Genomic DNA, 21,437 nt, shown 5'->3' with positions numbered 1-21,437 from the left:
CGAGCATCAAGGCGGAGCCGATTCAGAATGGCCGTCAGCAGCAGCCGCGTGGACGTGGCCAGGGCCGCGCGGCTGCTGCTGACGGCCATTCTGAATCGGCTCCGCCTTGATGCTCGGATCCGGCTCAAAGCCCGGCAGCGCAATGCGCGGAATTTCCCGCTTCAGCAGGCGCTCGATATCACGCAGCAGCTTGTGCTCGTCCACGCACACCAGCGACAGCGCAGCACCGGTGGCCGCGGCACGCCCGGTACGGCCGATGCGGTGCACGTAATCTTCCGCTACGTTCGGCAGCTCGTAGTTGACCACGTGCGGCAGCTCTTCGATATCCAGACCGCGCGCGGCAATATCCGTCGCCACCAGCACGCGAATGCCGCCGGTTTTGAAGTCGGCCAGCGCACGGGTACGCGCGCCCTGGCTCTTGTTGCCGTGAATGGCGGCGGCAGTGATGCCATCTTTGTTGAGCTGCTCAGCGAGGTGGTTAGCACCGTGCTTGGTGCGGGTGAACACCAGCACCTGCTGCCAGTTGTCGCGACCAATCATCAGCGACAGCAGTTCCCGTTTGCGCTTCTTATCGACAAAATGCACCTGCTGCGACACCTGCTCGGAAGCAGTGTTGCGGCGTGCCACTTCCACCTGTTCCGGGTTGGTGAGCAGTTTTTCCGCCAGCGCTTTGATCTCGTCCGAGAAGGTGGCAGAGAACAGCAGGTTCTGCCGTTTGGCCGGCAGTTTTGCCAGCACGCGGCGAATGTCGTGGATGAAGCCCATGTCGAGCATACGATCCGCTTCGTCCAGCACCAGGATTTCCACCTGCGACAGATCGACCGCGTTCTGGTGCGCCAGATCGAGCAGACGCCCCGGCGTGGCGATCAGTACATCGACGCCGCCGCGCAGTTTCATCATCTGCGGATTAATGCTGACGCCGCCGAACACCACCAGCGAACGCATATTGAGGTACTGGCTGTATTCACGTACGTTTTCGCCAACCTGCGCCGCCAGTTCACGGGTGGGAGTGAGGATCAGCGCACGTACCGGACGGCGACCGCGCGCCGCTGCCGGTTTTTCTGACAGACGCTGCAGCAGAGGCAGCGTGAAACCGGCGGTTTTACCCGTGCCGGTCTGGGCGCTCGCCAGCAGGTCACGACCGGCCAGCACCACGGGAATCGCCTGACGCTGGATTGGCGTCGGTTCACGGTAGCCCTGTTCTGCTACCGCACGCAAAATATCGGCATTCAAGCCGAGAGAGTCAAAAGACATGCAGGTGTATTACTCCGAACCGCCCTGATCGCGCTGCGCGATGTAGTTTTCAGGGGGGATATGACGCAGCCTCAAGGCCTGCGTGTGAAAAGGGCACAAACTACCATGCGTAAGAGCGGCAGTGTAGCAGCTTTCCGCAAGAACCGCGACCAGCAAAACGTGAGGGTGATGGGCCGCTGCGCGGTAGCGCATAAAAAAGGAGCCGCAGTGGGCTCCTCTTTTCTTGCTGGCACGTCCGCTTAGCTGCGTTTTTTCTGCACGCGCTGCGGTGGCTCTTTGGCCAGCAGCGACACCAGCGCCGGGCCCACCAGCATTACCACGCCCAGACAACCAATCAGCAGATTGTTGTGAATGAAGCGTGAAATCAGGAACAGCGTCAGCATCGCCGCGCCGAAGTAGTATGTCGTCGTTACTTCTTCCAGAGAGTCACCAAAGCGGCGCAAACGGGCACTACGCTGCAGGGCCAGCATGGTGATAAACACCAGCGCATAAGCTGCCACCAGGGTACTGCTCACTTCGACCAGTGCCTTATGTTTCCAGCCCCACACCAGTGCCGCGATCACCAGCAGGTGGGTCGCAATATGCAGGCAGGTTTGACCGGTAACAATCTGAACACGATTAGACCATTTCATTCTCTTCTCCTGGCAGACCCAACAGGTCGCCCAAGTGTATCTGACCGCAGCCAGACGGATTTCCTCAATGTAAAGCAAATTTCGGATAACACCCTAATTTTCTGTCTCCAGCACCACCCATTTGTGACAAAGACTACACTTTGTTCTGTTGATGATGAAAAGGAGCGCGTCGCAGTATGCCACAAAACACGCAAGGATCTTCATTTAAAGTCCTGACGATCAATACCCATAAGGGGTTCACCAGCTTTAACCGTCGCTTTATCCTGCCGGAACTGCGCGACGCAGTGCGCGCGACTTCGGCGGATATCGTCTTTTTACAGGAGGTGATGGGCACGCACGCCATCCACTCCGCACACATTGAAAACTGGCCGGAAAATTCGCACTACGAATACCTTGCCGACACCATGTGGCACGATTTCGCTTACGGCCGCAACGCGGTCTATCCCGAGGGCCATCATGGCAACGCGATACTGTCACGCTTTCCGATCACCGAATACCAAAACCGCGATATTTCTGTCGCCGGCAGTGAGAAACGCGGCATGTTGCACTGCCAGATTAGCCTGCCGGATCGGCCGGAACCGATTCACACCTTGTGCGTGCACCTCGGCCTGAAAGAGAAGCATCGTCTGGCGCAGATGCGCATGATGTGTGAACTGATTGAGTCGCTGCCACCGGATGCGCCACTGGTGGTGGCCGGCGATTTTAATGACTGGCAGGTACGCGCTAATCGATTTTTACAGCGCGGAGCCGGTCTGCAGGAGGTGTTTAGCATGAAAAACGGTCGCCCGGCGCGCACCTTCCCGGCGCGCTTTCCGCTGCTGCGTCTCGATCGCATCTATATCCGAAATGCGTCGGTGAGCCAGCCGTGGGCGCTGCCGGTGAAACCCTGGTCACATCTGTCCGATCATGCCCCGCTGGCCGTGGAGATCTTTCTATGAATTTCAGCTGGCGCGAAGGTAACCAGCTGCGGCTGCTGGAAAATGGCGATCAATTCTTTCCGCGCGTCTCCGGCGCGATTCAGCGCGCCCAGCGTACGCTGCTGCTGGAGACGTTTATCCTGTTTGAAGATGAGGTCGGTAAGGCGCTGCACCGCGATCTGCTGGCCGCCGCGCAGCGCGGTGTTAAGGTGGAAGTGATGGTGGATGGCTACGGCTCGCCGGATCTTTCCACCCAGTACATCAACAGCCTGACCGAAGCAGGCGTGCGCTTTATCTATTACGATCCGCGTCCGCTGGTGATGGGCATGCGCACCAACGTGTTCCGCCGTCTGCATCGCAAAATTGTGGTAATTGATGAGGAGATTGCGTTTGTCGGCGGTATCAATTTCTCCGCCGAGCACAACACCGATTACGGGCCGGAAGCCAAGCAGGATTACGCCGTGGAGGTGAAAGGACCGGTGGTGCTGGACATCGCACGCTATGTACAGCAGGCGATCGGCAGCGAACAGGTAACGCGCCGCTGGTGGGGCGCGCGCTCCCAGCGCCTGGCGGTGAACGCCCTGCCCGGTGATGCGCAGGTGCTGTTTGTCTACCGCGATAACGATGAGCACCGCGATGACATCGAACAGCACTATCTCGATATGCTGCGCAAGGCGAAGCAGGATGTGATTATCGCCAACGCCTACTTTTTCCCCGGCTATCGCCTGCTGCGGGAAATGCGCAGCGCGGCCCAGCGCGGTGTGCGCGTGCGGCTGATTGTGCAGGGTGAACCGGACATGCCGATTGTCAAAGTCGGTGCCGAGCTGCTGTACAACTATCTGGTGGATGCTGGCGTTGAAGTGTACGAGTACTGCCGCCGCCCGCTGCATGGCAAAGTGGCGGTACAGGATCAGCAGTGGTCAACGGTCGGTTCCAGCAACCTCGACCCGCTCAGCCTGTCGCTGAATCTCGAAGCCAACCTGATTATCCACGACCACGCCTTCAACCAGACGCTGCGCGATAACCTTGAGCAGCTGCTGGCTGCGGACTGCGTGCGCGTCGATGAAGACAAGCTGCCGCCGCGCACCTGGTGGCAGCTGACCAAAAGCGTCGTCGTGTTCCATTTCCTGCGCCATTTCCCGGCCATCGCCGGCTGGCTGCCTGCCCATACGCCCCATTTGTCTCAGGTCGATCCGCCGGTGCAACCGGAAATGGAAACCCAGGACCGGGTTGAAGCCGATAACGAAGGAGCGAAACCCTGATGAGCAAAAAGAACCCGCGCTGGCAGTTAGCGAAAAAAATCCTTACCTGGCTGTTCTTCATTGCGGTGATCGTGCTGCTGGTGGTTTACGCACGCAAGGTGAACTGGGAGGACGTGTATAAGGTCATCGTCGGCTATAACCGCTACGTGGTGCTGAGCGCCGCCGCGTTAGTAGTGGTGAGCTACCTCACCTACGGTCTGTACGATTTGATTGGCCGCGCCTACTGCGGGCATAAACTGGCGAAACGTCAGGTGATGCTGGTGTCATTCATCTGTTACGCCTTTAACCTGACGCTGAGCACCTGGGTGGGCGGTGTGGCGATGCGCTATCGTCTCTATTCGCGCCTCGGCCTGCCCGGCGGCACCATCACGCGCATCTTTTCACTGAGTATTGCCACCAACTGGCTGGGCTACATTTTGCTGGGCGGCGTAGTGTTTGTCGCCGGTATGGTGCCGATTCCGCCCGGCTGGTTCATCGGCGAAGGCACGCTACGGGTAATTGGTGCGGTACTGCTGGCGATGGTGGCGGTTTATCTGTGGGCCTGTGCTTTCGCGAAGAAGCGCCGCTGGACGGTGAAGGGCCAGCATCTGCAGCTGCCCTCACTGCGCATGGCGCTGTTTCAGTTTGCCGTTTCCTGCGCCAACTGGATGGTGATGGGCACCATTATCTGGCTGCTGCTGGCGCGTGAAGTGGATTATCCCATCGTGCTGGGCGTGCTGTTAATCAGCAGTATTGCCGGGGTGATTATTCATATTCCGGCCGGCATTGGCGTGCTGGAAGCGGTGTTCCTCGCGCTGCTCAGCGGCCAGCATGCTTCGCACGGTGAGATTATCGCCGCGCTGCTGGCTTATCGCGTGCTCTATTTTATTCTGCCGCTGCTGCTGGCGCTGGTGCTGTATCTGTGGCTGGAGAGCCGCGCGAAGCATTTACGGCAGAAGAATGAGCGCAAGATGGCGGCACGATAAGGCGTGCCAGGCGCAGGCTGAATAACGCGTAATACATTGCGCCGCTACGGAGAAGGTGAAACGGGCTGATAAGTACAAACCGTTCACCTTGCCGTAGCGGCGCGATTATTTTCACAGCCTTAATGGCTGGTTACTGTTAACGACGGTTACCGAAAATCCGCAGCAGCATCAGGAACAGGTTGATGAAATCGAGATACAGCGTCAGTGCGCCCATGATGGAGAAGCGGCGCAAATTCTCTTTATCGTTAACATCAATGCCCTCACCGATGGCTTTCAGCTTCTGCGTGTCGTAAGCCGTCAGGCCCACAAACACCACCACGCCGATATAGGTAATCGCCCACATCAGCGCCGGGCTTTTCAGCCAGAAGTTCAACAGCGACGCCAGCAGAATGCCGATCAGCGCCATAAACAGCAGGCTGCCGAAGCGGCTCAGGTCGCGTTTGGTGGTGTAGCCGTAAAAGCTCATGGCACCAAACATACCCGCGGTAACGAAGAAGGTACTGGCGATCGACGAGTAGGTATAAACAAGGAAAATACTCGCCATTGTCAGCCCGGTCAGCGCGGAATAGAGCATAAACAGCCCGGTCGCCACGGCGCCGCTCATGCGCTGCACCATGCCGGAAAGCACGAACACCAGCGCCAGCTGCGCGATAATCAGGCCGAAGAAGGTGATGCGATTGGCAAACACCAGCTCCATGACGGCAGGCGTGCGCGCGGCAAACCACGACACAAACGCCGTCAGCAGTAAACCGCAGGTCATCCAGCCATACACCTGCGCCATATAGGTTTGCAGCCCGGTCGACGCCTGCTGCACGATTGAACCATTACGTGGATATCGATCCATGATGCACCTCTTTAAAAGTTACTGATAACGTCAGTGTGAAGTGTACACCACCGATCGTCAACGGCGCGTCATACACTGCTGATATCGCCCGTCAACCCGCTGGGCAAACCACGCGGTGGTGAGATTACGGGTAATTTTCGGGCTCTCCAGCTTAATGCCCGGCAGCACTTCGCGCGGCAGACGTTTTCCCGCCATCTTATCGGCGAGGATAAAGGTCTGTTTCCACAGCGTGCTGTCGCTGAAGCTTTCGCTGTCGCCCTTCTCCAGATCGCGGCGAATTTCCCGCGGGCTCATGTCCAGCTGCTTCGCCAGCGTGCGCACCGCCAGTTCGGTGGCGCTCGCCTGTTCGCTGCCGTAGCGGATCAGGTCGCCGTCCAGCGCCAGTTTGATGCCGCTGGCACGCGCCACCGCAGCCTGGAACGCGGCGTTGCGGCTGGCGTACCAGCCGGCGTTGAAGTCGGCGAAGCGATACAGCGGCTGGCTGTAGTCTACCGGATAGCCCAGCAGGTGCAGCGTGCCGAAGTAGATACCGCCGCGCCGGCTAAACACTTCGCGCCGGATTGAACCGTCAATCGGGTATGGATAGCCCTGCGCATGCGCTTCGGCAAAGGCAATGCTGACCTGCATCGGCCCGCCGGTGTGGATTGGGTTGAGATTACCGAACAGCTTCTGCCCCATCGGCACCATATCGATAAAGTCATCAAAAATGGCGCTCAGCTCTTTCTCGCTGTGCACCTTATCGAGACGTGCCGCGTAGCTCTCGCCGTTGGAGGATTTGATCAGTAACGCGGTGCGCACCAGAAACGCCGGCACGTGCACGCTGGCGGCGCGGCGGTCAATCTCCGCCCAGGCGATTTTTGGCAGACCCGGCACGGTGGCATCGGCGCTGAAGTTAGATTCCTGATCGGTCACGGCGATCACCGCGCAAATGTTGCTGGCGCTGGCGTCGATGTGCTGCACGCGCAGCGCGGTATAGATGTCGTCGGCCCAGGCCGATTTTTGCGTCACATGGGCGGGCAGCAATTGCTGAATCTGCGCTTTCACGTCAGCGGGCTGGCGGGCCGGTAGCTGCGGCTCCTTTTTGGTGCTGCATCCGGCCAGCACCAGCGCAGCCAGCAGCGCTGCGCCGCGTAATATCGTGTTGGTGTTCATCCTGCTCCCTGATAAGCCAGCAAAAACCGTACCTTACCGTTTTCGTGGTCTGGCGGCTATCAGCGCGGGCGGATTTTGCGCGCTAGTTCCAGCGTTCGGCGGCCTGATGGTCGCTGTCGCGGGCATCGACCCAGCGATCGCCCTGCGCAGTGGCTTCGCGCTTCCAGAACGGCGCGCGGGTTTTCAGGTAATCCATAATAAATTCACTGGCGGCAAAGGCGCTGCCGCGATGGGCGCTGCTGACGCCAACAAACACGATCTCATCACCAGGGAACAGTTCGCCTACGCGATGAATCACCGTCACCTGCTGCAGCGCCCAGCGCTGACGCGCATCCGCCACAATCTCTGCCAGCGCTTTTTCCGTCATGCCGGGATAGTGCTCCAGCGTCAGCGCGGCCACGCTGTCGCCGAGATTGTGGTTGCGGACTTTGCCGGTGAAGGTGACGACCGCGCCGTCGCTGTCATGCGCCGCCAGCAGCGCATACTCGTCGCCAACGTTAAACGGCGCGCTGCCGACGCGAATTCGGGTTGTCATGCTCAGCCTCCGGTAACCGGCGGGAAGAACGCCACTTCATCGCCGGCGCGCAGCGGATGGTTCATCGGCACCAGCGTCTGATTCACCGCCGCCAGCAGCTTGCCAGACTCCAGCGCCAGCGCCCAGCGATCGCTTTTCTGCGCCAGCGCAGCGCGCAATGTGGCGACGTCAGCGTACTCTGCCGCCAGGTCCAGCGCGGCGGTGCCGGTCAGTTCGCGCACCTGGGCAAAAAACAGCACCTTAATCATGGCGCACCGCCTGGAAATCACCGGATTTACCGCCGCTTTTGCTCAGCAGCCGCAGCTGGTCGATGACGATATCTTTCTGCACCGCTTTGCACATGTCGTAGATGGTCAGCGCCGCGACCGAGGCGGCGGTCAGCGCTTCCATTTCCACGCCGGTTTTGCCGCTCAGGCGACAGCGCGAGGTAATGCGCACGCGGCTGTGCTCCGGCTCAGCCACCAGCGTTACCTCGACTTTGCTCAGCATCAGCGGATGGCACAGCGGAATCAGTTCCCAGGTGCGCTTCGCCGCCTGAATACCGGCAATGCGTGCGGTGGCGAAAACATCGCCTTTGTCATGGCTGCCGTCGAGGATCATTTGCAGCGTGGCCGGCTGCATCAGCACCAGGACTTCCGCCTGCGCTTCTCGCACGGTGTCAGTTTTGCCGGAGACGTCCACCATGTGGGCTTCGCCGGCCGCGTTGATATGGGTTAACGAGGACATGCTTATAACTTCTTCAAATGTGAGACAAAATTACACGGACGCGTACGCGCATCCAGTTGGGCTTCAATGATCCGCTCCCATGCACTGCGGCAGGCACCGGTTGAGCCCGGCACGGCAAACAGCAGCGTCTGGTTGGCCAGACCGGCCACCGCGCGTGATTGCAGCGTCGCGCTGCCGATCTCCTCGTAGGAGATCATGCGAAACAGTTCGCCAAAGCCGTCAATTTCGCGATCCAGCAGCGGCAGCAGCGCTTCCGGCGTACTGTTTTTACTGTTAAAGCCGGTACCGCCGTTAATCAGCACCACCTGCACATCTTCACTGGCGATCCAGCGCGACAGCGTGGCGCGGATGCGATAACGGTTGTCCGGGACGATGGCGTGATCGACCACCTGATGCCCGGCTTCGATCAGCGCCTCACGCAGATAGTCGCCAGAGCTGTCACTGCTGGCGTCGCGGCTGTCAGAGACGGTCATCACCGCCGCATTTAAGGCGACAAATTCGCCGGAAGGTTTACCCATGGCCGTAACTCCTGTGTTTAGCCACCAATGAAGGAGAGATTCTGCGTGATGCCGGTATTGCCCTGATGCAGGAAATGCGTCTGCTTCTTCTGCCCGAGGCTGTGGGCGATGCGCGCCTGCAGCTCGGCCTGCTGATCGTCTGAAGCCAGCAGGTCGCGCAGCGGCACGCCGCCGTCGCCAAACAGGCACAGATGCAGGTTACCGATCGCCGATACGCGCAGGCGATTACAGCTGGCGCAGAAATCTTTTTCATACGGCATGATCAGGCCGACTTCACCCTGATAATCCGGATGGCGGAACACCTGAGCCGGACCATCGCTGCGGCCGCGCGGCTGGCGCTGCCAGCCCTGCATGATCAGCTGATCGCGGATCACCTCGCCGGACACATGATGACGGCGGAACAGATCGCCGCCCTCGCCGGTTTCCATCAGCTCGATAAAGCGCAGCTGAATCGGCCGGGTGCGGATCCATGCCAGAAAGGTCTCCAGGCTGTGGCTGTTGACGTCGCGCATCAGCACGCTGTTGACTTTAACGCTGCTGAAACCGGCATCAAAGGCCGCATCAATCCCCGCCATGACTTCGTGAAACTTGTTCTGCCCGGTAATGGCGTGAAACTGCCGTGCGTCGAGGCTGTCGACGCTGACATTGATATGGGTGAGGCCTGCCGCACGCCAGGCGCCGACGTCGCGCGCCATGCGGTAGCCATTGGTGGTCATGGCGATCTGGCGGATTGCCGCGTTGTCGCGCACGGCGGCAATGATATCGGTGAAGTCGCGCCGCATCGAGGGTTCGCCGCCGGTCAGGCGCACTTTTTCGGTGCCCGCCGCCGCAAAGGCACGCGTCACGCGACGAATCTCATCCAGCGAGAGAAAACTTTTGTTGTGCACGCCGTTCGGCCGGTAGCCGTCGGGCAGGCAGTAGGTACAACGGAAGTTACACACATCCGTGACCGACAGGCGCAGATAATAAAAGCTGCGCGCATAGGCATCTGTAAATTGTGGCACCTGAACACCTTTCCAAAGTACGGGAGATGCAGTCATTTCTTTCTGCACCCTGGCAGCTCGCGGCTGCGGCCAGGCATCCATATCACACGACTTAGGAACGCAAGGCTTGGGAGTCTGTTGTCATTGTGGACAACACGGTTAAAGCAAATGGTAGCGCGATTTGACGCTCGCATCCATCGGCATTTATCGCTATATATATTGATACATAACGTTATTTCACCGCATTTTCGCGACAGGATACGGTAAAATGCGCGACAGATATTGATACACATCAGTTGAACGCCGTCTGCACCTCACGTGCGGCGTTTTTAAGGAGCAGCATGAATCGTACCCTGGCAGATTTGGATCGCGTGGTGGCACTCGGCGGCGGCCACGGCCTTGGCCGCGTGATGTCGGCGCTGGCGCCGCTGGGCTCACGCCTGACCGGCATCGTCACCACCACCGACAACGGCGGATCCACCGGCCGCATACGCCGTTCAGAAGGCGGCATTGCCTGGGGCGACATGCGCAACTGCATTAATCAGCTGATCACCGAACCCAGCGTGGCCTCTGCCATGTTCGAGTATCGCTTTACCGGCAACGGCGAACTGGCCGGGCATAATCTGGGCAATCTGATCCTGAAAGCGCTCGATCATCTCAGCGTGCGTCCGCTGGAAGCCATCAATATTATCCGCAACCTGCTGAAGGTGGATGCGTTTCTGATTCCGATGTCAGAACAGCCGGTGGACCTGGTCGCGCAGGATAGCGAAGGCAATATGGTGTACGGCGAAACGGCGATTGACGAAATGAAGCAGGCGCCGGAAGAGCTGATGCTGCACCCCAATGTGGTGCCGACGCGTGAAGCGCTGGACGCCGTCGCCGAGGCCGATTTGATCCTGATTGGTCCCGGCAGCTTTTACACCAGCCTGATGCCGATTCTGCTGATGGAGGAGATGGCACGCGCGCTGCGCCGGACGCCTGCCACCATGGTGTTCATCGGAAATCTCGGGCGCGAACTGAGTCCGGCGGCGGCCAGCCTGACGGTCGCCGACAAGCTGGCGATGATGGAAAAAGCCATTGGCAAACGGGTGATTGACGCTGTAGTGGTCGGCCCGTCAGCAGACACGCGCGGCGTCACTGAGCGGTTGATGGTGCGCGAACCGCTGGAAGCCGCCGATATCCGCTATCGTCACGACCGCCAGCTGCTGCGCCGCGCGCTGGAACATGCCATTCAGGCGGTTTAGCCGGCGCGCAACGCGACCGCCGGTTTCACATTAAGAGGCGGCGATAAACAGTTCACGCAGCTCGTGCAGCTGGTCGCGCACCCGCGCGGCCTCTTCGAACTCCAGGTTCTGCGCGTGCTGCTGCATCTGCCCTTCCAGCTCGTGGATCTTCTTCTGCATGGCCTGGGGCGTGAGCGCCAGATAGCTGGCCTCAGCCTCGGCGGCAGTGCGTGAAGCCGTTTTGCCTTTGCCGCGCGTTTTCACCACGTTTTTGCCCAGCTCAAGAATATCGGTGATTTTCTTGTTCAGGCCCTGCGGCACAATGCCCCGCTCTTCGTTATAACGCTGCTGCTTCTCGCGGCGGCGCTCGGTCTCTTCCATCGCCCGCGCCATCGACGGCGTGATCTTATCTGCGTAGAGAATCGCTCTGCCGTTGACGTTACGCGCCGCGCGTCCGATGGTCTGAATCAGCGAGCGCTCGGAGCGCAGGAAGCCCTCTTTATCGGCGTCAAGAATCGCCACCAGCGACACTTCCGGCATATCCAGCCCTTCGCGCAGCAGGTTGATCCCCACCAGCACGTCAAACTCCCCGAGACGCAGATCGCGAATGATCTCCATACGTTCAACGGTATCAATGTCGGAGTGCAGATAACGCACCTTCTCGCCGTGCTCTTCAAGATACTCGGTGAGGTCTTCGGCCATGCGCTTGGTCAGCGTGGTGACCAGCACGCGCTCGTTGATTTCGACGCGCTTGCGGATCTCCGACAGCAGATCGTCGACCTGGGTCGCCACCGGACGCACCTCAAGGATCGGATCGAGCAGACCGGTAGGCCGCACCACCTGATCGATAACATCGCCGCCCGATTTCTCCAGCTCGTAGTTACCTGGCGTGGCCGAGACATAAATGGTCTGCGGTGCCAGCGCTTCAAACTCTTCAAAGCGCAGCGGACGGTTGTCCAGCGCCGACGGCAGGCGGAAACCGTACTCCACCAGCGTCTCTTTACGCGCGCGGTCACCGCGATACATGCCGCCAATCTGCGGAATAGTCACGTGGGATTCATCGACCACCAGCAGGCCATCCGCCGGCAGGTAATCAAACAGCGTCGGCGGTGGCTCGCCCGGTCCGCGTCCGGAGAGATAGCGCGAATAGTTTTCAATGCCCGAGCAGTAGCCGAGTTCATTCATCATTTCGAGGTCGAACTGGGTGCGCTGGGTGATGCGCTGCTCTTCCAGCAGTTTGTTGTTCTCCAGCAGCACTTTGCGCCGCACCGCCAGCTCATCCTTGATCTCTTCCATCGCCTGCAGAATACGCTCGCGTGGCGTCACGTAGTGCGTTTTCGGGTAGATGGTGAAACGCGGAATCACCGAGATCACCTGGCCGGTCAGCGGGTCGAACAGCGACAGGCGCTCAACCTCTTCATCAAACAGTTCAACGCGCAGACCAATGTCATCGGATTCCGCCGGGAAGATATCGATCACTTCGCCGCGCACGCGGAAGGTGCCGCGCTGGAAAACCTGATCGTTGCGGGTGTACTGCAGTTCGGCGAGGCGGCGCAGAATGCTGCGCTGGTCGATGATCATGCCGCGCGTCAGATGCAGCATCATTTTCAGGTAGAGATCGGGATCGCCCAGGCCGTAGATAGCAGAAACCGACGCCACCACAATCACGTCGCGGCGCTCCAGCATCGCTTTGGTGGCAGAGAGACGCATCTGCTCGATGTGCTCGTTTACCGCTGCATCTTTCTCGATGAAGGTATCCGAACTGGGCACGTACGCTTCCGGCTGATAGTAGTCGTAGTAGGAGACGAAGAACTCGACGGCGTTATCCGGGAAGAACTCTTTCATCTCGCCATACAGCTGTGCCGCCAGCGTTTTATTCGGTGCCATTACCATGGTCGGCCGGTTGAGATCGGCAATGACGTTAGCGATGGTAAAAGTTTTTCCTGAACCGGTAACCCCCAGCAGCGTCTGGTGCGCCAGTCCATCCTCCAGCCCTTCTTCAAGGCGACGAATCGCCTCAGGCTGATCGCCTGAAGGTTTGAAAGCGGAGTTGAGTTTAAAGGCTTTACTCATGGTATTACGGTTCCTGCTGAAGAAGTCGGCGGGCAGGCTGGTAATTCTACTCTGCTATGGCGATTTTGCCAGAAAAAAATACTGGATATAATTACAGATATACTGCACGATGATGGGGAGATGCCGCGATTCGCTTCAGCGTAATTTATGCGGTAATCCGGAAGCGTTTGTTGCGCAAGGTTATCCCCAGACGAGCAACGCTTTTAACAATTGTCAATAGAGCGTCATTAAATTGCAGTCTGATGACAAGCCAGACAATTCTCAGGCTTGCTTTTAAATAACCTGCTGATTTAAAAGAGATTGACTCAAAAGCCCAGTTTCGCAGCATTATGTATGCAACCCGCGTATTTCCTCGCTTGCGCCCGGTTTTCAGTCGCTAATGCACAAGGTTATCCACAGGAATAGTGGATAACTGAATCCAGCCCCACGTCCATCGGCTGTGTATAATTTTCCCCTCGCTTATCCTGCCGTGCGAAAAAATTTTTTTTGCGATTATTTTTCCATCATCCCGTGCGGCTTTAACTATTCTTTTGGCGTACCCCATCGTGCCGTAACGGGAAAAAGCCCAGCGTTAAGGCCACTTATTTCTTCAGTCCCTGCCTTATGACAGCACAGATGCACCAGAAACGTTAAGCAGTCAGCACCGTCAAAGTGCAGGCGAGTTATTACTGCGGGCAATTGTTAAGCTTTTCTCATCAATTATGGCGAGTTTCGCCGCCTTTTACCCCGGTTGAGGCTGCTTTGGCGGATCTGGCCTGGGAATTGCAGTGAATTAACGGTGGAGTGACGAGTCCATGCCGGCAGGATGAACAAGCGCCGCTGGCGACAGCAGTGTCCCAATAGCCATTGTGCATGACTGTATGCCAGACGACACAGAGCGGGAGCATTCAGGCGAATAATCTGGAAGGAGAATGTCAGATGCTGAGTTTACGTTCGGTGAATCAATTTTACGGTCAGAACCATATTTTATGGGATGTGGATCTCGATCTGCCGCCAGGCACCTGCACCGGCGTGCTGGGCAGCCCGGGGATGGGCAAAACCACGCTGGTGAACTGTATTATGGGTCGCCTGCCCATTAATAGTGGATCGATGACCTGGCAGGAAGACGGCGCGCCGCCGGAAAACCTGCTGCTGCAGCCTGCTGAGCAACGCGCGCGCATGGGCATCGGCTACGTGCCACAGGGACGCCACATCTTTTCCCAGATGAGCGTGGAAGATAACCTGCTGATTGCGCTGATGGCGGCACAGGACGATCGCAGCCGCGCCATTCCCGAGATGGTGTTCGATCTGTTTCCGGCGCTCTACTCGCTGCGTCATCAGCGCAGTGGCGAACTGCCGATGGATCAGCAGCAGCAGCTGGCCCTGGCGCGCGCGCTGGTGCTGCAGCCGAAACTATTGATCCTCGATGAACCCACCGAAGGCATGTCGCCGTGGCTGGAGGAGGAGATGGGGAATCTGATTCGCCGCCTGAACCGCGACTATGGCCTGACGATTCTGCTGCTGGAACAGCATGTGTCGTTCATTCGCCGCGTGGCAGACTATTTTCTGCTGCTGCATCGCGGCCGCAACGTGGCGCAGGGCAGCGTGGCGCAGCTGGATGATGTAACGGTGAGTAAGTGGCTAACGGCCACCTAGCGTCGGTAGCGTGCGGCGCAGGCTGCTGCGCCGCCGCGCCATTTACTGTGGCAGGGTAAGGTAACGGCCACAGTCGGCCTGCTGTGCCGCGCTGCTCAGCCACGGAATCTCACCGAGGAACGGGGCCGCAATGCGCTGTTGCAGCGTCGCCAGATATTCCGCATGTCGCTTACCCGGCGGCTGGATGTCATTGGCAATCCAGCCGGCAAGGCGCAACCCGCGCGCCTTCACCGCTTCCGCCGTCAGCATGGCGTGGTTGATGCAGCCGAGCTTCACGCCAACCACCAGAATCACCGGCAGCTGCTCGGCGGCGACCCAGTCGGCGTAAGTTTGCGTCGCGGACAGCGGCGTGAACCAGCCGCCCGCGCCTTCCACCAGCACCCATTCAGCCTGCTGCTCCAGCGCGCGTAAGCCAGCGGAGAGCTGCGCAAATTCAATCGGTCTGCCCTCTTCCGCGCTGACGATATGCGGCGACGTCGGTTCGATGAACGCCAGCGGGTTCACCTGCTCATAGCTCAGCGCCAGGCTGCTGTAGCGCTGCAGCGCCAGCGCGTCGCTGTTGCGTACGCCGTCGGGCGTGACCTCGCAGCCGGAGGCCACCGGTTTGTAGCCAGCCGTGCGTAATCCCGCGGCGCTGGCCGCCTGCAACAGGGCGCCGCTGGCGACTGTTTTGCCCACTTCGGTGTCAGTTCCGGTAATAAACCAGCGTGTCATTTTTGTAAAACTCCATACATCAGGTGATAACTGAGACGATAGCCGTGCGCATCCTGCGGCCAGTGCTGCTCCAGCTGCGCCAGCTGCGGGCGCGTCAGCAGGGCCGCGTGTCGCCCATCGTGCAGGTGCGTTGCGCCGATGCCTTTCAGCGAGCGCATGGCGCTCAGCGCACTGGGGAAGTGCAGCGTGACGATCTGCGTCTGGCTGCGCAGCGGCAGGCCCGCGGTCGCCAGGGCAAAGGCATCGCCGCTGAGGAAGCGATTGGCGTGACGCCGACCATCGATCCGCGCCCACGCCTGGTGCACCTCCTGCAGCGAGCCGTCGAGCAGCGTCGAGAACAGCACGCTGCCGCCCGGGCGCGTCACGCGCAGAAACTGCTGCAGCGCGGTGCGCAGATCGCTGCACCATTGCACCGCCAGGTTGCTCCAGACGCCGTCGACGCTGTTATCTGCCAGCGGTAACTGGTCGATATCGCCCTGTAAATAGTCGTGCGCCGAGTGCTGTTCGCGCGCCGCCTGCAGCATTGCCGGTGACAGATCCAGCGCGCAGACCTGGCGACCGCGATCGCGCCAGTAGCGGCTGAACCAGCCGGTGCCGCAGCCGGCATCCAGTAGCTGCGGGCCAAATCCGGCCGGCGCCAGCGCCAGCAGCGCCTCGCCGCTCTGGCGCTGCAGCTGAGCATGCTGTTCGTAGTGCGCGGCCGCCCGGCCAAACGCCTGCGCCACCGCCTGTTTATTCACCTGCAGCGTCATACAGTGCCTCCAGCAACGCGTCGATATCTTCGGGATGATGCGCCGCGGTGAGCGTAATGCGCAGCCGCGCGGTACCCGGCGGCACCGTCGGTGGCCGGATCGCGCTCACCCAGCAACCGGCCAGCGCCAGCCGCTGCGCCAGCGCCAGCGCGGCACGGTTTTCGCCAACGATCAGCGGCTGAATGGCGCTGTCAGAAGCCATCAGCTGCCACGGCAACTGCGCCGCGCCCGCGCGAAAGCGGGCAATATTTTGCTGCAACCGCGCGCGCAACGCGTCGCCCTGCTGGATCTGCTGCAGCGCCGCCAGCAGCGCACAACACTGCGCCGGCGGCATGGCGGTGGAATAGATTAAATGGCGCGAGAACTGCTCGACGTAATCTGCGGTGGCGTCATCACACAGCAGCGCGGCGCCGCTGACGCCAAAGCCTTTACCAAAGGTCACCACCAGCAGTTCCGGTTTCACCTGCTGCTGCCAGCAGCTGCCGCGCCCCTGCTCACCGGTGACGCCAATGCCGTGCGCATCGTCCACCAGCAGCCAGCCGCCCGCGCGCCGGGTTTCGGCGGCAAGTTCAGCCAGCGGCGCACTGTCGCCATCCATGCTGAATACGCCCTCGGTCACCACCAGCGTGCCGCCTTCCGCGCGCGTCGCCAGCAGCTTCGCCAGGCTGGCCGGCTGGTTGTGGGCAAAACGGCGCAGCGTTGCCGGACTGTGGCTGGCGGCATCCAGCAGCGAGGCGTGCGCCAGTTTGTCAGCGATAATGCGATCCGACTTTTGCGCCAGCAGATGGATTACTGCCTGGTTGGCGGCAAAGCCGGAGATAAACAGCAGCGCGCGCGGGTAGCCGAGCCAGGACGCCAGCTGCTGCTCCAGCTGCGCATGGTGGCGGCTGTAGCCGGTGACGTGGCCGGAAGCGCCGGCACCGACGCCTGCCTCGCGCACGCCCTGCTGCCAGGCGGCCATCACCGCCGGATGCTGGCTCAGGCCGAGGTAATCATTACTGGAGAAGTGGCGATAGCGCTGCCCGTCGAGGGTAATTTCACGCACGCTGTTGTGCTCAATGCGCCGCCGCTGCCGCCAGCCGTCGGCGGCACGCTGCGCCGTCAGCGCCTGCGCAATACGTTCAGACCACATTTACACGGCCGCGTTGTAGAACTGTTCGCTGTCAGCGTGCATCAGCTGCTCGCTGAGCTGATGCTGCTGTTCGTTATCGCCCGCAGTCGTTGCGGTGTGCTCCGGATTCAGGCCCAGCTTGCGGAACAGGATCAGATCTTTGTCCTCTTCCGGGTTCGGCGTGGTCAGCAGCTTGCAGCCGTAGAAAATCGAGTTGGCACCCGCCATGAAGCACATCGCCTGGGTCTGTTCGCTCATCTGCTCGCGACCGGCCGACAGGCGCACGTGCGAGGTTGGCATCATGATGCGCGCCACGGCAATGGTGCGGATAAAGTCGAACGGCTCGACGTCATCGTTATCCGCCAGCGGCGTGCCTTTGACTTTCACCAGCATGTTAATCGGCACGCTCTCCGGCGGCGTGGGCAGGTTGGCCAGCTGCACCAGCAATCCGGCGCGGTCGTTGACCGTTTCGCCCAGTCCGACAATGCCGCCCGAGCACACTTTGATGCCGGCGTTGCGCACTTTATCCAGCGTATCAAGACGCTCCTGATAAGTACGGGTGGTGATGATGCTGCCGTAAAACTCCGGCGAGGTGTCGAGGTTATGGTTGTAAAAATCGAGCCCGGCGCTGGCCAGCCGCTGCGCCTGATCGTGGTCGAGCGTGCCCAGCGTCATGCAGGTTTCCATGCCCATGGCTTTCACGCCCTGCACCATCTGCTCCAGATACGGCATGTCGCGCTCGTGCGGGTTTTTCCACGCCGCGCCCATGCAGAAGCGGCTGGAGCCGGCTGCTTTGGCCTTGCGCGCCGATTCCAGCACCGCTTCCACCTCCATCAGGCGCTCGGTTTCCAGCCCGGTTTTATAACGCGCGCTCTGCGGACAGTATTTACAGTCTTCCGGACAGGCGCCGGTTTTGATCGACAGCAGCGTGCTGACCTGCACCTGACGCGGGTCGAAGTGCTGGCGGTGCACCTGCTGTGCTTCAAACATCAGCTCGAGAAAAGGTTTATCAAACAGCGCCTGAGCCTGAGCCAGTGTCCAGCGATTAGCCATTGCTTACTCCAAAAAAGGGGGTTCATCCTGACGATTAACGTGGTTATACTTGTAAACTAAATCTTTTCAAAATGGTTTACAAGACAGATGTTCACACAGGATGACCTCCGCTTTGACCGCCAGCATATCTGGCATCCTTACACCTCAATGCGCGATCCGCTGCCGTGCTACCCGGTGGTGGCCGCGCACGGCTGCACGCTGCAGCTGGCCGATGGACGTGAGCTGGTCGACGGCATGTCGTCGTGGTGGGCAGCGATCCACGGCTATAACCATCCGCGCCTCAATCAGGCGTTGCAGCAGCAGATGGCGCAGATGTCACACGTGATGTTCGGCGGCATCACCCATCCGCCAGCCGTGGAGCTGAGCCGCCAGCTGATCGCCATGACGCCCGAGGCGCTGGAGTGCGTGTTCCTCGCCGATTCTGGCTCGATCGCCGTCGAAGTGTCGATGAAAATGGCGCTGCAGTACTGGCTGGGACGCGGAGAGACGCGGCAGAAATTCCTCACGCTGCAGCGCGGTTATCACGGCGATACGTTTGCCGCCATGTCAGTGTGCGATCCGGAAAATTCCATGCACAGCCTGTGGCGCGGCTACCTGCCGGAACATCTGTTCGCCCGCGCGCCGCAGTGTGGCTTTGACGATGACTGGGATGACAACGATATTGCTGATTTTGCCCGGCTGATTGAGCAGCACCATCGCAGTATTGCCGCGGTGATCCTCGAACCTATCGTGCAGGGTGCCGGCGGCATGCGCTTTTACCATCCACGCTATCTGCAACAGGTGCGGGCGCTGTGCGATCGCTACGGTTTATTGCTGATCGCCGATGAGATCGCCACCGGCTTCGGCCGCAGCGGCAAGCTGTTTGCCTGCGAGCACGCCGGCATCACGCCGGACATTTTGTGCCTCGGCAAGGCGCTGACCGGCGGCACGCTGACGCTCTCCGCCACCCTGACCACGCGCGACGTCGCCGATACTATCAGCCGCAGCGCGGCGGGCTGCTTTATGCACGGGCCGACGTTCATGGGCAATCCGCTGGCCTGTGCGGTGGCAGTCGAAAGCCTGAAGCTGATCAACGAAGGCCACTGGCCGGCGCAGGTGGCGGCGATTGAGCAGCAGCTGCGAACGGAACTGCTGCCGCTGCGCGACCATCCGGCAGTGGCCGATGCGCGCGTGCTGGGGGCGATTGGCGTGATTGAGACCCATCAGCCGGTGAACATGGCGGCGCTGCAGCAGTTCTTCGTGGAACGCGGCGTGTGGATTCGCCCGTTCGGTAAGCTGATTTACCTGATGCCACCTTATCTGATTTCTGCCGCACAGCTGACGCAGCTGACGGCGGCGCTGCGCGCTGCACTGGCGGTGGACGGCCACTTTCAGCCCTGACACCGCTGGCACTCGCCGCCATTTTCCACCATCATGGAGAGCAGTACACAACAGGAAAGGAGAGATCATGCGCGTAGTGAGCCAGGATTTTAACGATGGCGATAAAATGCCCGAGCGCCACGTGTTTAACGGCATGGGTTACCAGGGCGATAATCTGTCGCCGCACCTGGCATGGGATGAAGTGCCGGCCGGCACCAAAAGCTTTGTGGTGACCTGCTACGATCCGGATGCCCCGACCGGCTCTGGCTGGTGGCACTGGGTGGTCGCCAATATTCCGGCTGAGGTGACCGTGCTGTCACAGGGCGCCGGTTCCGGCGTGGCGGAGCTGCCGGAGGGTGCCATTCAGACACGCACCGATTTCGGCCAGAACGGTTACGGTGGTGCAGCGCCGCCGCAGGGCGAATCGCATCGCTACATCTTTACGGTGCATGCGCTGGACGTGGAGAAAATTGAGGTGGACGAAGGTGCCAGCGGCGCGATGGTCGGCTTCAACGTGCATTTCCATGCGCTGGCCAGCGCGTCGATCACGGTGAAATACGCCTGATTGCATTAAGGTGCGCATCGCTGCGCACCCTGGCAGAGGTCGCCGTAGATGGCGACCCTGCATGACCGAAGCGCGTTCCTCAGTCCAGCGCGTGAATCACTACCCACATCGGCCCCTGACCCACGGCGTAACGCGCCAGCGGTTGCAGCAGGCCACGATCGCCGATGCGATAGACTTCAATGTGATGCGATTTCTGCCCCGCCGCCACCAGATACTGACCGCTGCCATCAATGTTAAAGCCACGCGGCTGAGTTTCGGTCGGCTGATAACCTTCAATCGTCAGCACCGAGCCGTCCTCACTGATACTGAACACGGTCAGCGTGCTGCTGGTGCGGTCACAGGCATACAGGAAGCGACCGTCCGGGGTGATATGGATATCCGCTGCCCAGCGTGTATCGCTGAAGCCCGGCGGCATGATATCAAGGCTCTGCACGCGCTCGACCTGGCCGTTAACATTGTTCAGCGCCCAGACGTCGACGGTGCTGTCCAGTTCGTTAACCACATAGCCATAGGCGCCGTTCGGGTGGAACGCCATATGACGCGGGCCGGCGCCTTCTACCGTGGTCACCTGCGGCTGCGCGCGCGGTGCCAGCGTGCCGTCCGCCTGCAGCTGATACAGGCAGATGCGATCCTGTTTCAGCGCTGGCACAAACAGCGTCTGGTTGCTGAGGTCGATATTCGCCGAATGGCAGCCCTCCAGCCCGTTAATCACCTGCAGCGGAGCCTGCGGCAGGCCGTCGCTGCCAATCGGGCTGATGCTGACGCAGGCATCGTTATAGGAGCCGCAGAACAGATAGTTGCCCTGGCGGTCGGTAGAAATGTGAGTCGGGCTGCCCGGCAGCGGCGCTTCACCGGCCAGGCTTAACGTACCGTCGGCCGCAATGCGGTACGCCAGTACGCGAAAATTCGGACGCACGCCGACATAGAGAAAATCTTTCTTCGGGCTCACCACCATCGGCTGCACCTGGCCGGCCACATCCGTGACCTGCAATAACGTCAGTGCGCCATCTTCCTGCATTTGCCAGGCGTGGATCTGCTGGCTCTCGGGACTGGCGGTATACACGACTTGTTTCATGCGTTTTCCTTATTCGCTGCCTGATGAAAAACAGTAACTGTAGCGCGTTTCACCGCCGCGCGCTGGGCTGATTTGTGCCCTGCTTTTTG

At 60.1% G+C, this 21,437-nt stretch carries 21 protein-coding genes, 1 pseudogene and 1 riboswitch; of the genes and pseudogenes, 7 read left to right on the top strand and 15 right to left on the bottom strand.

Annotated elements, in window-relative coordinates; all coding sequences use genetic code 11:
- Window positions 1-60 precede the first annotated feature (60 nt).
- Together rhlE and ERD80_RS10660 are read right to left on the bottom strand one after the other, a co-directional pair.
- Window positions 61-1,254, bottom strand: a pseudogene (rhlE, locus tag ERD80_RS10665) (ATP-dependent RNA helicase RhlE); the annotation flags it as partial.
- Window positions 1,255-1,493: 239 nt separating this feature from the next.
- Entirely contained in the window at window positions 1,494-1,886 is a 393-nt protein-coding gene (locus tag ERD80_RS10660; protein ID WP_021508485.1) for a YbhQ family protein, read from the bottom strand.
- Window positions 1,887-2,062: 176 nt separating this feature from the next.
- On the opposite strand from ERD80_RS10660, the gene ERD80_RS10655 reads away from it, so the two are divergent.
- From ERD80_RS10655 to ERD80_RS10645, 3 genes are read left to right on the top strand one after another with little or no spacing between them, the layout of a single operon-like run.
- On the top strand, window positions 2,063-2,824 hold the full coding sequence (locus ERD80_RS10655; RefSeq protein ID WP_021508486.1) for an endonuclease/exonuclease/phosphatase family protein: 762 nt from the start codon (window positions 2,063-2,065) through the stop codon (window positions 2,822-2,824).
- Window positions 2,821-4,065, top strand: coding sequence for a cardiolipin synthase ClsB (clsB, locus tag ERD80_RS10650; protein WP_136546855.1), 1,245 nt, complete (start codon window positions 2,821-2,823; stop codon window positions 4,063-4,065). Before ERD80_RS10655 ends, clsB begins: the two co-directional genes overlap by 4 nt.
- The gene (locus ERD80_RS10645; protein WP_021508488.1) at window positions 4,065-5,030 is read left to right on the top strand and encodes a lysylphosphatidylglycerol synthase domain-containing protein; all 966 of its coding nucleotides are present in this window, start codon (window positions 4,065-4,067) and stop codon (window positions 5,028-5,030) included. The genes clsB and ERD80_RS10645 overlap by 1 nt, the downstream gene beginning before the upstream one ends.
- A 136-nt stretch (window positions 5,031-5,166) precedes the next feature.
- On the opposite strand, the gene ERD80_RS10640 is transcribed toward ERD80_RS10645, so the two are convergent.
- The 7 genes from ERD80_RS10640 to moaA all read right to left on the bottom strand — a co-directional run bounded on the left by ERD80_RS10640 (window position 5,167) and on the right by moaA (window position 9,809).
- A complete protein-coding gene (locus ERD80_RS10640; protein ID WP_136546853.1) occupies window positions 5,167-5,874 on the bottom strand; it encodes a Bax inhibitor-1/YccA family protein in 708 nt (235 codons plus the stop codon).
- Window positions 5,875-5,931: 57 nt separating this feature from the next.
- Window positions 5,932-7,026 (bottom strand): DUF1615 domain-containing protein, encoded by a 1,095-nt coding sequence (locus ERD80_RS10635; protein WP_104092716.1) that lies wholly within the window; start codon window positions 7,024-7,026, stop codon window positions 5,932-5,934.
- Window positions 7,027-7,108: 82 nt separating this feature from the next.
- Window positions 7,109-7,561: a molybdopterin synthase catalytic subunit MoaE gene (gene moaE / locus ERD80_RS10630; protein WP_021508491.1), complete on the bottom strand. Its 453-nt coding sequence runs from the start codon at window positions 7,559-7,561 to the stop codon at window positions 7,109-7,111.
- Between the two features lie 2 nt (window positions 7,562-7,563).
- Entirely contained in the window at window positions 7,564-7,809 is a 246-nt protein-coding gene (gene moaD, locus ERD80_RS10625; RefSeq protein ID WP_021508492.1) for a molybdopterin synthase sulfur carrier subunit, read from the bottom strand.
- Window positions 7,802-8,287, bottom strand: a complete 486-nt coding sequence (gene moaC, locus ERD80_RS10620; protein ID WP_104187092.1) for a cyclic pyranopterin monophosphate synthase MoaC — start codon at window positions 8,285-8,287, stop codon at window positions 7,802-7,804. Before moaC ends, moaD begins: the two co-directional genes overlap by 8 nt.
- Before the next feature lie 2 nt (window positions 8,288-8,289).
- Window positions 8,290-8,805: a molybdenum cofactor biosynthesis protein B gene (gene moaB, locus ERD80_RS10615; RefSeq protein WP_136546851.1), complete on the bottom strand. Its 516-nt coding sequence runs from the start codon at window positions 8,803-8,805 to the stop codon at window positions 8,290-8,292.
- Between the two features lie 17 nt (window positions 8,806-8,822).
- Window positions 8,823-9,809: a GTP 3',8-cyclase MoaA gene (moaA, locus tag ERD80_RS10610; protein WP_136546849.1), complete on the bottom strand. Its 987-nt coding sequence runs from the start codon at window positions 9,807-9,809 to the stop codon at window positions 8,823-8,825.
- Window positions 9,798-9,934, bottom strand: a riboswitch (molybdenum cofactor riboswitch). It overlaps the preceding gene by 12 nt.
- 195 nt (window positions 9,935-10,129) lie before the next feature.
- On the opposite strand from moaA, the gene yvcK reads away from it, so the two are divergent.
- Window positions 10,130-11,032, top strand: a complete 903-nt coding sequence (gene yvcK, locus ERD80_RS10605) for a uridine diphosphate-N-acetylglucosamine-binding protein YvcK (protein WP_059011184.1) — start codon at window positions 10,130-10,132, stop codon at window positions 11,030-11,032.
- 30 nt (window positions 11,033-11,062) lie between these two features.
- Here yvcK and uvrB read toward each other — a convergent pair whose 3' ends face one another.
- On the bottom strand, window positions 11,063-13,084 hold the full coding sequence (gene uvrB / locus ERD80_RS10600; protein ID WP_021508497.1) for an excinuclease ABC subunit UvrB: 2,022 nt from the start codon (window positions 13,082-13,084) through the stop codon (window positions 11,063-11,065).
- A gap of 918 nt (window positions 13,085-14,002) precedes the next feature.
- On the opposite strand from uvrB, the gene ERD80_RS10595 reads away from it, so the two are divergent.
- Entirely contained in the window at window positions 14,003-14,719 is a 717-nt protein-coding gene (locus tag ERD80_RS10595) for an ATP-binding cassette domain-containing protein (protein WP_021508499.1), read from the top strand.
- Between the two features lie 42 nt (window positions 14,720-14,761).
- On the opposite strand, the gene bioD is transcribed toward ERD80_RS10595, so the two are convergent.
- From bioD to bioB, 4 genes are read right to left on the bottom strand one after another with little or no spacing between them, the layout of a single operon-like run.
- Window positions 14,762-15,433, bottom strand: a complete 672-nt coding sequence (gene bioD, locus ERD80_RS10590; RefSeq protein ID WP_058775301.1) for a dethiobiotin synthase — start codon at window positions 15,431-15,433, stop codon at window positions 14,762-14,764.
- On the bottom strand, window positions 15,430-16,185 hold the full coding sequence (bioC, locus tag ERD80_RS10585; RefSeq protein WP_136546848.1) for a malonyl-ACP O-methyltransferase BioC: 756 nt from the start codon (window positions 16,183-16,185) through the stop codon (window positions 15,430-15,432). Before bioC ends, bioD begins: the two co-directional genes overlap by 4 nt.
- Complete coding sequence (gene bioF, locus ERD80_RS10580; protein ID WP_136546846.1) at window positions 16,166-17,317, bottom strand: 8-amino-7-oxononanoate synthase; 1,152 nt, start codon at window positions 17,315-17,317, stop codon at window positions 16,166-16,168. Before bioF ends, bioC begins: the two co-directional genes overlap by 20 nt.
- On the bottom strand, window positions 17,318-18,349 hold the full coding sequence (gene bioB / locus ERD80_RS10575) for a biotin synthase BioB (protein ID WP_136546844.1): 1,032 nt from the start codon (window positions 18,347-18,349) through the stop codon (window positions 17,318-17,320).
- A gap of 87 nt (window positions 18,350-18,436) precedes the next feature.
- On the opposite strand from bioB, the gene bioA reads away from it, so the two are divergent.
- Window positions 18,437-19,729, top strand: coding sequence for an adenosylmethionine--8-amino-7-oxononanoate transaminase (gene bioA / locus ERD80_RS10570; protein ID WP_136546842.1), 1,293 nt, complete (start codon window positions 18,437-18,439; stop codon window positions 19,727-19,729).
- Between the two features lie 67 nt (window positions 19,730-19,796).
- Window positions 19,797-20,273, top strand: a complete 477-nt coding sequence (locus ERD80_RS10565) for a kinase inhibitor (RefSeq protein ID WP_021508505.1) — start codon at window positions 19,797-19,799, stop codon at window positions 20,271-20,273.
- Window positions 20,274-20,352: 79 nt separating this feature from the next.
- Here the strand turns inward: ERD80_RS10565 and pgl are convergent, their stop codons facing one another.
- On the bottom strand, window positions 20,353-21,348 hold the full coding sequence (gene pgl / locus ERD80_RS10560) for a 6-phosphogluconolactonase (RefSeq protein WP_058781274.1): 996 nt from the start codon (window positions 21,346-21,348) through the stop codon (window positions 20,353-20,355).
- Between the last annotated feature and the right edge of the window lie 89 nt (window positions 21,349-21,437).

Source organism: Pantoea sp. R102 (genome assembly GCF_004916815.1).
In the GTDB taxonomy this organism is placed as follows: Bacteria; Pseudomonadota; Gammaproteobacteria; order Enterobacterales; family Enterobacteriaceae; genus Pantoea; species Pantoea dispersa.
This window is presented reverse-complemented; position numbering and strand designations above follow the sequence as displayed.